General features: G+C 73.3%; 17 protein-coding genes and 1 pseudogene. 10 read left to right on the forward strand and 8 right to left on the reverse strand.

Features of this window, described 5'->3' with window-relative positions; all coding sequences use genetic code 11:
- Both ABZY91_RS39955 and ABZY91_RS39960 read left to right on the forward strand, forming a co-directional pair.
- Positions 1-141: pseudogene (locus tag ABZY91_RS39955) on the forward strand (pirin family protein); the annotation flags it as partial.
- A 432-nt stretch (positions 142-573) separates the two neighbouring features.
- Positions 574-1452 carry a glycosyltransferase family 2 protein gene (locus ABZY91_RS39960; RefSeq protein WP_355408924.1) on the forward strand — a complete coding sequence of 293 codons (879 nt, stop codon included), beginning with the start codon at positions 574-576 and terminating at the stop codon, positions 1450-1452.
- Positions 1453-1520: 68 nt separating this feature from the next.
- On the opposite strand, the gene ABZY91_RS39965 is transcribed toward ABZY91_RS39960, so the two are convergent.
- The 3 genes from ABZY91_RS39965 to ABZY91_RS39975 all read right to left on the reverse strand — a co-directional run bounded on the left by ABZY91_RS39965 (position 1521) and on the right by ABZY91_RS39975 (position 4214).
- Complete coding sequence (locus tag ABZY91_RS39965; protein WP_355408926.1) at positions 1521-2852, reverse strand: hypothetical protein; 1332 nt, start codon at positions 2850-2852, stop codon at positions 1521-1523.
- Between the two features lie 340 nt (positions 2853-3192).
- Positions 3193-3390, reverse strand: a complete 198-nt coding sequence (locus ABZY91_RS39970; protein ID WP_355408930.1) for a DUF397 domain-containing protein — start codon at positions 3388-3390, stop codon at positions 3193-3195.
- Positions 3387-4214, reverse strand: a complete 828-nt coding sequence (locus ABZY91_RS39975; protein WP_355408932.1) for a helix-turn-helix transcriptional regulator — start codon at positions 4212-4214, stop codon at positions 3387-3389. Before ABZY91_RS39975 ends, ABZY91_RS39970 begins: the two co-directional genes overlap by 4 nt.
- A 171-nt stretch (positions 4215-4385) precedes the next feature.
- Here ABZY91_RS39975 and ABZY91_RS39980 point away from each other — a divergent pair, with 171 nt between their 5' ends.
- From ABZY91_RS39980 to ABZY91_RS39995, 4 genes are all read left to right on the forward strand, one after another.
- Positions 4386-4592, forward strand: coding sequence for a hypothetical protein (locus ABZY91_RS39980; protein ID WP_355408934.1), 207 nt, complete (start codon positions 4386-4388; stop codon positions 4590-4592).
- The gene (locus tag ABZY91_RS39985; RefSeq protein WP_355408936.1) at positions 4589-4864 is read left to right on the forward strand and encodes a hypothetical protein; all 276 of its coding nucleotides are present in this window, start codon (positions 4589-4591) and stop codon (positions 4862-4864) included. Before ABZY91_RS39980 ends, ABZY91_RS39985 begins: the two co-directional genes overlap by 4 nt.
- A gap of 43 nt (positions 4865-4907) precedes the next feature.
- Positions 4908-5393, forward strand: a complete 486-nt coding sequence (locus tag ABZY91_RS39990; protein WP_355408938.1) for an NUDIX hydrolase — start codon at positions 4908-4910, stop codon at positions 5391-5393.
- 78 nt (positions 5394-5471) lie between these two features.
- Positions 5472-5693 carry a DUF5710 domain-containing protein gene (locus ABZY91_RS39995; RefSeq protein ID WP_355408940.1) on the forward strand — a complete coding sequence of 74 codons (222 nt, stop codon included), beginning with the start codon at positions 5472-5474 and terminating at the stop codon, positions 5691-5693.
- A gap of 99 nt (positions 5694-5792) precedes the next feature.
- Here the strand turns inward: ABZY91_RS39995 and ABZY91_RS40000 are convergent, their stop codons facing one another.
- The 3 genes from ABZY91_RS40000 to ABZY91_RS40010 form a co-directional block, all read right to left on the reverse strand.
- Positions 5793-6335: a DUF6328 family protein gene (locus ABZY91_RS40000; RefSeq protein WP_355408942.1), complete on the reverse strand. Its 543-nt coding sequence runs from the start codon at positions 6333-6335 to the stop codon at positions 5793-5795.
- A 44-nt stretch (positions 6336-6379) separates the two neighbouring features.
- Entirely contained in the window at positions 6380-6865 is a 486-nt protein-coding gene (locus ABZY91_RS40005) for a flavin reductase family protein (RefSeq protein WP_355408944.1), read from the reverse strand.
- Positions 6866-6988: 123 nt separating this feature from the next.
- Complete coding sequence (locus ABZY91_RS40010; protein WP_329951930.1) at positions 6989-7156, reverse strand: hypothetical protein; 168 nt, start codon at positions 7154-7156, stop codon at positions 6989-6991.
- A gap of 510 nt (positions 7157-7666) precedes the next feature.
- On the opposite strand from ABZY91_RS40010, the gene ABZY91_RS40015 reads away from it, so the two are divergent.
- Together ABZY91_RS40015 and ABZY91_RS40020 are read left to right on the forward strand one after the other, a co-directional pair.
- Entirely contained in the window at positions 7667-8320 is a 654-nt protein-coding gene (locus ABZY91_RS40015) for a HemK2/MTQ2 family protein methyltransferase (RefSeq protein WP_355408946.1), read from the forward strand.
- An 82-nt stretch (positions 8321-8402) separates the two neighbouring features.
- Positions 8403-8639, forward strand: a complete 237-nt coding sequence (locus tag ABZY91_RS40020; protein ID WP_355408948.1) for a CDGSH iron-sulfur domain-containing protein — start codon at positions 8403-8405, stop codon at positions 8637-8639.
- A gap of 31 nt (positions 8640-8670) precedes the next feature.
- Here ABZY91_RS40020 and ABZY91_RS40025 read toward each other — a convergent pair whose 3' ends face one another.
- Positions 8671-9684 (reverse strand): iron-containing redox enzyme family protein, encoded by a 1014-nt coding sequence (locus ABZY91_RS40025; protein ID WP_355408950.1) that lies wholly within the window; start codon positions 9682-9684, stop codon positions 8671-8673.
- The gene (locus ABZY91_RS40030) at positions 9681-9821 is read right to left on the reverse strand and encodes a hypothetical protein (protein ID WP_355408952.1); all 141 of its coding nucleotides are present in this window, start codon (positions 9819-9821) and stop codon (positions 9681-9683) included. The genes ABZY91_RS40025 and ABZY91_RS40030 overlap by 4 nt, the downstream gene beginning before the upstream one ends.
- Positions 9822-10013: 192 nt before the next feature.
- Between ABZY91_RS40030 and ABZY91_RS40035 the strand changes: the two genes are divergently transcribed.
- Together ABZY91_RS40035 and ABZY91_RS40040 are read left to right on the forward strand one after the other, a co-directional pair.
- On the forward strand, positions 10014-10187 hold the full coding sequence (locus ABZY91_RS40035) for a CsbD family protein (protein WP_329878132.1): 174 nt from the start codon (positions 10014-10016) through the stop codon (positions 10185-10187).
- A 178-nt stretch (positions 10188-10365) separates the two neighbouring features.
- Positions 10366-10727, forward strand: a 362-nt coding sequence (locus ABZY91_RS40040; RefSeq protein ID WP_355408954.1) for an ANTAR domain-containing protein, incomplete at its 3' end; no start/stop codon positions are given.

Here is a 10727-nt window from a genome sequence, read left to right on the forward strand (position 1 = left end):
ACCGGCGAAGAAATCCAGCAGGCCCGCAACGACTGGGAAACCGGCACCCGCTTCGGCGAAGTCCACGGCTACGACGGCCCCCGCCTCCACGCCCCGGCCCTCCCCGGCATCCCTCTGAAGGCCCGCGGACGGGTGCGCTGACCTGCGGAGGCTTCGAAGAAAGCATCTGCGTCCGTCGCAGCCGACTGGACTGTGGCGACATTTGAAGATCAATGACAGAACGAGTTAAAGCTTCCCGTGCTTGCCTCCGCAGGAGGCAAGCGCGGGGCACGTTGATTCTCGGGTCTACGCGCGTTTCGTAAGGTCTGCTCGCATCGAAGCTGACCTTTTGCTGACGTTTCCGACTGATCATCAGTGACGGATCGCCTGGTTCTCCACCGATTGACCGAGTCGGCCTCACCGTGTGCCGCGTTGCGAGACATCGTCGAGGTCCCTTCGCCTTCCAAGAGCGCGTGGTAGCCCTGATTGAGGGCGAGCCGTGTCATTGTGTCGATCAGCTCCCGCAGCGTCCGGCCCGGCTCGGGCGGGAGTGTCGATGTGGTCATGAGGTTCCCTGGAAGTGGAGTCGGTTCTATGGGCGTCACGCTGGGCGTGGTGGTGCTGACGATGGGCAATCGGCCGGCGGAGCTGCGTGCGCTGCTGGACTCCGTCGAGGCACAGGAGGGCAGCGACAGCGGGGTGCGGACCGTCGTCCTCGGCCAGGGCGTCGAGCTGCCCGAGCTGCCCGGCTGGGTGGACGCGGTCGAACTGCAGGAGAACCTCGGCATCCCGGGCGGGCGGAACGCCGGCGTCGAGCGGCTGCGTGAACTCGGCGGCACCGACGTGCTGGTGGTGCTGGACGACGACGGCCTGCTCCCGAGGCGTGACACCTTCCGCCTGATCCGCGAGACCTTCGAGACGAACCCGCGCCTCGGCATCGTCTCCTTCCGCATTGCCGACGAGGCCGGGTTCACCCAGCGCCGCCACGTCCCCCGCCTCGGCAAGTCCGACCCGATGCAGTCCGGCCCGGTCACCACCTTCCTCGGCGGCGGCCACGCCGTCCGCATGAGCGTCATCGACCAAGTCGGGCTCTTCCCCGCGGAGTTCTTCTACGCCCACGAGGAAACCGACTTCGCCTGGCGCGCCCTCGACGCCGGCTGGGGCATCGACTACCGGGCCGACATGGTCCTCCAGCACCCCCGCACCGACCCCGCCCGCCACGCCGCCTACTACCGCATGACCGCCCGCAACCGTGTCTGGCTCGCGAAACGCCACCTCCCCGCCCCGCTCGTGCCGGTCTACCTCACCTCCTGGATCGCCTACACCCTGCTGCGCCGCCCCCCGATGGACGGGCTGAAGGCGTGGTGGGGCGGCTTCTTCGAGGGCGTTCGGGTGCCGTGCCCGCCACGGCGGCCGATGCGGTGGAGCACAGTTCGCCGCATGGCGCAGCTGGGCCGGCCGCCGGTCTTCTGACCACCGGCCCGGCGCGCGGGTCAGGACAGGACGGTGTGCAAGGTCTCGGCGGACCCGTTGGGCGGGGGCTAGCCGAGGACGTTGACGATGCCGCCCAGCAGGTGTTCGAGGGCCGAGCGCAGGGGTAGGACGAGCGGTCCCGCGATCACGGCCACGGTCAGGGCGACGGCCAGCCGCGGGGTCTCCCGCCAGTGCGGGAGGACGCCGAGGACGAGCACCAGCGAGGCGATCACCAGTGGCGGCCCCAACGCCACCGCCCAGGCCGGCAGCGGGCCGAGCGTCACCGGGGAACTCCAGGCGCGGGACAGACCCAGCCAGCCGACCGAGAGGATCAGGCTGAGGTCGATCAGCCGGGGGACCGCCCGGGGCACCCGGATCCGGCCGTCGAGTCCGCGCCGGAACGAGAACACCATCATCAGCACCATGACGGACAGGACGGCCAACTCGACGCGCATGACGCCCCGGAAGTCGGGCGGGGGGAAGTGTCCGGTGCTGAAGACCCAGGTGACGGCTGCGGCGGGCACACCGAGCAGCACCGACCAGAGCAGGCACATCCGCAGGACCAGGGCCGGAGCGGGCCGCCAGATGCTGCCCGCCGACGGTGCGGGCCGCTGCTGCGTCCGGGCGAGCAGCGCGGCGATCATCGCGTCCTCGGGCCGGTTCTCCGGGCCGTGTCCCGGTGCCTCGCCGCGCCTGCGGAAGCTGTGTTCCAGAATCTCGCGGCGCCGACGCACGATGTGCGGCCGCTGCTCGTGTCCGCGGCTGACGGCGCTGAGGTAGCCGAACAGGAGGAGGACGGCGCCGACCGCCGCCACCGCGGGCAGCCGGGCGGTGGGTCCCTCGCCCAGGGGCGGCGCCATCCAGGCGGCGGTGAACGCCACGACGAAGACCGCGATCAGCGCCATGCCCCGGACGGCGTCGAACGGGGCCGTGAGGTCCGAACGGCGGACTCCGGCGGACGCGCCCACCACCAGCCAGAGCGCGGAGAGCAACAGAAACTGGGTCGCGACGGCCATCGGCAGCAGGTCCGCCAGTTGCCCGGAGAGGAGGTTCCCGACGGCGGCGCCGAACGAGCGGGCCTGCCCTCCCGATCCGAACGCGTAGGCCAGCAGGAGCAGCAGCAACTGGGCCACGCCGAGCAGGCGGCCGGTGTCGTCCCAGAAGTCCCGGGAGGTGAGGGCGCGCGCGATGGGCCCGGCCTGGACACCCACGAGGACGAGCACCAGCAGGACCGGAATGACGATCACCCCGAAGGAGGTGTACGGGTCCCCGGTGGTCAGATGGATGGGGATGCCGAGCGCGTCGGCGACGTGCTGCCCGCCCCGGATCACCCTCCACATCCACTCGGGCGGGGAATCGTCCGACACCGCAGCGGCGCCGATGACCGTGACCGATCTCATCCGTCCCCCTACGCTCGCGCCCGGAGGGTCCCGCCCTACGGGCCCGCTCCGGCGTTCCGCCTTCGCCCGGACGGGTCGTGACGTCCGGTCGCCGGTCCAAGAATGGCGCTGTGAAAGGTAGTTGGGAACGGCGATCGGGATCCGTTCACCGAGCGGGGACCGTCCTGTGACAGAGCCACCGGCACCGGGGCGCGCACCGGTGCCGGTGGTGCCGGTGATGCGGGTTAGGGGCTGCGGCGCTCTCGAACCCGGGCGCCAGGGTCTCGTCCTCCGTCGGCTACGGGAGGAGGCCGCAGGAGGCCCCCGCTCGATCGAGCGGGGGCCTCCTGCACGCCGGCCGTCAGACCTCGCCGAACTCGCCTGCCCGGACGGCGGTGAGGAAGGCCGCGAACTCGGCGGCCGGGAAGACGAGGGCCGGGCCCTGCGGGTCCTTGGAGTCGCGGACGGGGACGACGCCGTCGGCGTTCCGTGCGACCTCGACGCAGTTGCCGCCGTTGCTGCTGTACGAGGACTTGAACCACTGAGGTTCGGTGGTCACGGTAGTTCCTTCCTTAGCTGGCGAATCACAGCCACGGACTCGGCCTGGGAGAGTGCGAGGGTCTGTAGCTGATAGTAGGCCGTCAACATTGGTGTCACCGCGTCGTTCTCCCGCTCCAGATGCCCTTGCTGGGCGGACTCTGCATAGGACATGAGGGAGCGGTTGGGGAGCGTCAGCACGTTCACCGGGAGGTCGAACGACCGGTTCTCGCCTATGGCATACGGTGCCACCTGAAGGACGGTGTGCGGCAACTCGGCAAAGGCGATCAGGTGGTCCAGTTGCGCCGCCATCACCGAAGGGCCTCCGACCGGCCTGCGGATGCAGCTCTCATCCATGACGACGTGCACCAGGGGAGAGGGCTCTCGGCGCAACTGTGCCTGGCGGCTGGCGAGAACCTTCACGCGCTCGTTGGCCTGCTCCGGGGAGATGCTGCCCCGGCGCACTGCCCCCGTAGCGATGGCTGTCGCGTACTCCTTGGTCTGTAGCAGGCCAGGAACGATGCCGAGATCGAAGAGCCTAAGTTCGACGGCGCGGCGCTCCTGGCTGACGTACTCCGCGAATCCCTCCAGCAAGGCCGTGTACTTCACGTCGCCGGCCCGTCGCTTGAACACGCCATCCGTGCCGAATGCCGTGTCGAGTCGCAATGCCAGACGAAGAGTTGGCGGCCGTCGACCAGTTTCGACGGCCGAGACGTGCTTGGACGAGTAGCCCGTGGCCTCTGAGAGATCATCCTGAGTCCAGCCCCGGGCCTCGCGTGTGGTGCGCAGAAACGCGCCGAAGGCGGCTGCGGGAGACGAATCGGGGTCCAGCTCAAGCTTGTTCACGGCTGGTGTCCTTACTCTGCGACCACGTCTGACACGTTGAAGGCTGATTCGACTGTACGTCAATCTTGGCCACCCCAGGTAGTGAACCGACTACAGAAGGGAGTGGCCGCTATGCCGCGAATGAAGTCGAACCCCGCGTACCGTCCCCAAATCGGCGAGATCGTCCGCGACTTGGCCAAGCGAGGACCGGGAGGCGGGCCGGTGGAGGGCGTCTGCATGGACTGCCTGGCCGGGCTGTACTACCTCCGCTCCGAGCAGGGTGGCTGCGAGTGGACCACCAGACCGGAGAGCGTCCGGCGGCTGGACGCCCCCCGCTTCGTCAACGTGCAGCACCCGAGCCCGCCGCGTTCGGTGGCCCCGATCGGAGAGGTCACGTGAAACCCCGACTCGGGGTGATGGCGCCGCTGGTGTACGCCGTCGTCGTGGCGCTCAGCGCACTCGCCGCCCTGGCGGTCGGCTGGCCGATCAGACACGGACCCCTGGGCCCGTGGCTCCTGGTCGTCGGCCTCGTCTTCGCGACCGGAGTGATCGGTGCACTGCCGGCCCCGGACGTCTGGGTTCCCCGCCACGAGGACACGGCACCGCCGGAAGACACCGGTCGAGATCGCCGCCGCTTCCGCCACGTCCAGAGCCGCAGGCAGTCAGCCTGAGCTCGGATCCCTCCCTGCAACCTACTCCGCTGGAGAACCCGTGATGACCTCCCTGCCCAGGATCCTGACCGACCCGCCGGGCCGGCGCCTCGGCCACCAGGCCCTCATCCTCAACCGGGACGGTGCCGTGCTCCTGATCGGCACCACCTACAAGAACGGCCTGATGCTCCCCGGCGGCAGCGCCGAGCGCAACGAACTCCCGCACCTCGCCGCCCGACGCCACACCGAGACCGAGACCGGCCTCGCCCTCCCGCTCGCCCGCGTCCTCGCCGTGGACTACGTGAGCATGCAACTCCTGCCCGAGGGCGTGAACTTCGTCTACTGGGGCGGCAGACTCGTGCCGACCCAGGAGGAGATCGTGAGACGCCACCGGCCGCCGGCGGAGATCGTCGAACTCCGCTGGGCCCACCGCGCCGAACTCGGCGACCTGATGGAAGCCGACCAGCACCGCCGGCTGGAACAGGCCCTCGGCGCCCTCGGCCGGGGCGCCCACCTGCCCATGCTCCTCCGGGGTGTCCCGGCCGCGTAGGAGTGGTGAACGCACTTGCCCGCCTGGCGCACGAAGCCAGGCGGGCAGGGCCGTTGACGGCTACGCGTCGGCGGCGGTGTGAGGCCGGACGCGGCCGGGCGTGCCGCGTCCGGCGATACCGGGGCAGCGGGAATCCGCCCCGGGGACGTCATCGAGGGGCGGCTCTACCTCGACGTCCCGTACGGCGAGAAGGACGAGGCCAAGGCACTCCTCAGAGCCCGCTGGGACAAGCCGAACGGGCTCTGGTACGTCGAAGCGGCACGGGTGACCACGGAGCAGGCCGCCCGCTGGCTGCCGTGAGACGAGGATGCGCCCTTCCGGTCCGCGGGCCGCACCGGTGGCTGACCCCGGGTCGGCGCAGCGGCACGGCCTGACGCCGCAGGGCCGAGCGGTGCGGGGTCAGGCGCGGCCGTCGTCGGGGCCGTCGTCCGGGTCGTTGCGTCGGCGGGCGGCGGCGCGGCGCAGCACCAGCTGGGGCAGGACGAGCCAGGTGGTGGTGAACCACAGCAGGACGGCGGCGCTGAGGGCCCAGGCGACGGTGGTGTCGCCCAGCGCGGTGCGCAGCAGCAGGAGCAGGGCCGCGGCCATGGTCAGGGCCAGGGTGACCAGGCCGACGGCGATGAGGCGGCCGGCGATGTGGATCAGTTCGGGCTTCAGGCCGCGGCCGGCGAGGAAGCGGTGGAAGGCCACGGGGGCGACGAGTGCGCCGGTGGAGACGGCGCCGAGGAGGACGGTGGCCACGTAGAGGTTGCGGTCGAAGTCGGGCAGGGCGGCGAAGCGGGGGGTGAAGGCGACGCCGATGAGGAAGCCGAAGAGGATCTGGGCGCCGGTCTGTGTGACGCGCACCTCCTGGAGCATGTCGGTCCAGAGGCGGTCCGCCCGCTCTGCGGCCGTCTCGTCGCGGCCGGAGCGCGGGGCTGCGGTGTCGCGGTCCGTGGTCACGGGGGGCCTCTCCGGCGCTGCCGGATGTTCCGGCTCGGCCTTGTTCATGCGGGGTGCCCCGCGTCGATGTCCTGCACGTCGCGGAAGGAGAGCGCCCGCGGGTCGCCGCCGGCTCCGGCACCGGCGGTGATGGGGTCGAGGAGGAACCCGACGTGGTCGCCCCAGTCGGCCCGGTCGCGGATGTGCCCCGCGAACCAGGCGGCGGCGTCCGTGAGGACGGGGACGCCGCCCGGGCCGGGGGTCCAGGCGACGGAGGCGAACTTGTCGACCTCGTCGCCGGTACGGCCGCCGAAGAGCTCGGCGAGGTCGTGACGCCGCCGCGGCAGCGCGTGGACCGCCAGGACGGTGGCGCGCGACGCGACGGCGTAGGTGTGGTTCGCCTTGGAGATCCACACGGTGAACCGGGGCGGCTCGATCGAGCACTGTCCGGCGAAGCCGACCAGGCAGCCCGCCCGGTCCTCGCCGGCCGCCGCGGTGACGACGTGGACCGGGTAGTCGAGCAGCGCGGTGAACGCGTCGAACCCGCTCATGGTGCCGTCTCCTCTCGCGGTGGTGATGCCCGCATCGCGCGCCCGGGATTCCTCCCGGCGGGCCCGGACCCGGCCGTGCCCGGCTCGGCGCCCCGGTTCGGCGCCCCGGTTCGGAGCTCCGGCTCAGCGCGGCGCCTGCCGGCCCCCGCGCCGGAACCGGACCGCGGCGACGATCAGGGCCACGGCCAGCACCGCGATGCCGGCGAACAGCAGGTAGAGCAGCCCGTCGGCGACCACGCCGACGAGTCCGAGCACGATCGCGACGATGATCAGGAAGAGTACGAGCGCCACGGCCGGCCTCCTTCGGTTCCGTGCGGTGTCCGGCCCGCCGCGCGGTCAGCGCGTCAGGGGCGTCCCTGGGGCCGGTGCGGGCGGCACCGGGTCGGGGCCCGGTCCGGGGCCCGGTCCGGGGATCGGAGGTGACGGCACCGGGGGCACCGGGTCCGGCGGCGCCGGGAACGGCCGGGGGCCGCCCGGGGTCGGATCACCCGGTCCGGGCAGCGGAGGCCCCGGCGCCGGGGGGTGGGTGTCCGGGTCGGGCGGGACGGGGACGGTCATGGTCTCTGGTTCCCTTCAGGACGTCCACCGGCGGTTGCCGGTGGCCTCCACGTCTACCCGGGGTGCGCCGGTCGACACGGCCCCACGCCGTCGGGTTCGGTCCCGGCCCGGCGAACGGGCGCCCCGCCGGACCCCGCCGGACCCGGTCGGACCTCGCCGGACCCCGCCGGACCCGGTCGGGGCGCCGGTCCGGTCGGGTGGGGGGATCCGGTTGGGCAGGCCGATCCGGGGCAGGCGCGCGGCATGCTGCTGCTCAGACCACCCGGTGTGTATCCGGCCCAGGGCGACACCGCCCTGTTGACGGAGAGCCTCGCCCGCGAGGGACCGCTGCGCGGAGCACGCTGCCTCGATCTGGGGACCGGCACCGGTGCCCTCGCGCTCGCGGCGGCCGACCGGGGCGCCCGGGTGACGGCGGTGGACGTGTCCTGGCTGGCCCTGGCGACCGCGGGCGTGAACGCCTGGCTCCACCGGCACTGGATCCGGCTGCGCCACGGGGACCTCGCCGGACCCGTCCGGGGGCGGCGGTTCGACCTGGTGCTCAGCAATCCGCCGTACGTGCCCGCCGAGCGGGCCGGGAGCCCCCGGCGGGGCATCGCGCGGGCGTGGGACGCCGGTCCGGACGGGCGCCTGCTGCTCGACCGGATCTGCCGGGAGGCCCCCGGCCTGCTGACGCGCGGCGGGGTGCTGCTCCTGGTGCAGTCCTCGCTCGCCGACGTCCCGGAGACCCTGCGGGCCCTCGGGCGGTCCGGGCTGTCGGCCGAGGTGGTGGCCCGGCGGCGCCAGGTCTTCGGGCCGGTGATGACCGGGCGGGCGGCGTGGTTCGAGAGCCGCGGCCTGATCGACCCGGGCGACCGGGAGGAGGAGCTGGTGGTGATCCGCGGTGCGTGGCCGGCCTGAGCGGCCCGGACCGCCGGAGCCGGCGGGGACCGGCGGGACGGCCCCTCCGGCCCCGCCGGCCCCTCCGGCCCGGTCGGACCGGGTGCGGCAGGTGCGGCAGGTGCGGCCCGTCGAGCGCGGACCGGTGCTGATCGAGGGCCCGGTGGAGATCGTGCTGCCGGACGGCGCCACCGTCCGCTCCGACCGCCCGTTGGTGGCCCTCTGTACGTGCGGGCGCAGCCGCCGCTACCCGTTCTGCGACACCAGCCACCGCCGCCACCGTCCCGGCGGCTCACCCGCTCCCGTCGAGGGGACCCCGGCTCACCCCCCGGAGCGGTGACCCCCGAGGGGTGAGCAGCGGGCCGCCCCGCTCACCCCTCGGGCAGCGGCCCGCCGCGGAGGGAGCTGCGCCCCTCGGCCCACGCCTCCGTCAGGTGGGCGGAGAGCCGGTCCTCGGCGAGCGAACCCGCGGCGATCCCGAAGGCGACGTCGCCGGCCAGCCCGGGCTCCGCCGCGAGCAGCGGGGCGATCACGCCGTGCCGGACCAGCTGCTCGTGCACGGCGTCGGCCTCCACGTGCTCCTCGTAGAACCGGGTGCCGGCCGGTCCCGCGCCGAGCCGCCCGAAGGCCTGCGCGAGGCGGGCGGACCCGGGTGAGGAGGTGATCTCCACGGCTGCGAACTGTCCGACCAGCGCACCCCTGAGCGCCCGGTGGAGGCCGAACAGCGACATCAGGTTGACCACCGCCAGCGCCGGGGCGGCCGCCGCGTCGACGTAGCGGCCGTAGGCGGGGTCCAGGCCGAAGTCCGCCATCATCTCGGCGAAGAGCCGGGAGTGCGCCCGGTCCGGGTGTCCGGCGCCGTACTCGTCGTACTCGACGGCCAGGAAGGCCACCTGCGCCGCCCCGCCCAGCCGGGGCGCCGCCCACAGCTGCGGGTCGGCCTCCTTGAGGTGGTAGAGGGAGCGGTGCACCAGGTACTCGCGGGCCTGCCGGCGCTCGCCGCGGGCGAGCAGGAAGTGGGAGGGGCCGGTGCCGGTGCGCGGTTCGGTGAGCAGCAGGTCGAGCAGGTCGTCCAGCGGGGGCGGCTCGCCGGTCTCCTCCCGTACGGCGGTGAGGAAGTGGCGCTCCAGCTCGCGGCGCAGCCGCAGCAGTTCGGGGTCCCACTCCCAGTCGGGGTCGACGCCCTCGAAGCCGCGGTAGTGCAGCTCGTAGCAGGCGTAGAGGGCCAGGTGCAGGTCCTCGCCCCAGGGGTCGTCCGTGCGGTCCGGGGGCGGCCGGAGCCGGTCCGTCCCGCCGGGCGGGCCCGAGGAGAGGGCGCTCAGGACGGCTTCGGAGAGCGGGCCGCGCGCGGCGGGCGGGCGGGGCGGTCGGGGTGTCTCGATCACGATGACCTCCTTCGGACGCGGGCGGTGGCCGGACCGCGTCGGGCCGGGTGGTGGTCGATCGCGCAGTCCACCGAGGAGTGCGGGGGCGAGCACCTCAGCAGCCGGCGCCGGCGCGGGGTGCGTACTCGGTCGGACATGGCGGTCACTCCTCCGGGCCCGACGGCTCCTCGACGGGCCCCGGGCGAGCGTCTGCCCACGGCGGGCCCGTCCAGTCGGAGGGAGTCGGACCGAGACGGTGCCGGTCGGACGGTTTCAGGTCCGCGGACGGGAGCAGACGCCCAGGGACGCCGGCGTGACCAGGGCCGGCCCGACCACGGAGGAGCGACACCATGAGCGCCGGCAAGAAGATGAAGAACGTCGCCGAGAAGGCGAAGGGCAAGGCGAAGGAAGCGGTCGGCAACGCGACCGACGACCCGGGCCTGAAGGCCGAGGGCCGGGCCACCCAGGCGAAGAGTGACGTCAAGCAGTCCGCCGAGAAGCTCAAGGACGCCACCAAGCACTGATCGCCCCTGCGGGCCGTCGGGGTGCCCGTCCCGGGTCACCGGGTGCGGGCCCCCGGCCGCAGGAAGGACAGGAGTACGCGCCCGTCCTACGCTGGAATCTCCACGCGGTGCCTCGCACCGCGCCCCGGCCGCCCGCGCGCGGACCGGGGCCTCGGCAGATCGGACCAGCGGGACGCGGATGTCGGAACCGGAGAGCGAGAGCGCCCGGCTGCGGGCCACCATCGACCGGCTGCGCGGTGAGGTGGAGGGCCAGCGCCGTGCCATGCGTACGCGCGCCGTCATCGAGCAGGCCAAGGGCATCCTGATCGAGCGGATCTCGTGCTCCCCGGACGCGGCGTTCGGCCACCTGGTCCGGCTCTCCCAGGACAGCAACCGCAAGCTCGCCGACCTCGCCGCCGACCTCGTCGGCAGCGTCGCGCCGCCGGACCACGGCGAGCACGTCCCGGACCACGGCGAGCACGTCCCGGGCCACGACGAGCACACCGTGGACGCCGCGCCGCCGCCGACGGCCGCGCCGCCCCCGGCCGGGCCGTCGGCCCC

Origin of the sequence: Kitasatospora sp. NPDC002965 (assembly GCF_040611255.1) — a bacterium.
In the GTDB taxonomy this organism is placed as follows: domain Bacteria; phylum Actinomycetota; class Actinomycetes; order Streptomycetales; family Streptomycetaceae; genus Kitasatospora.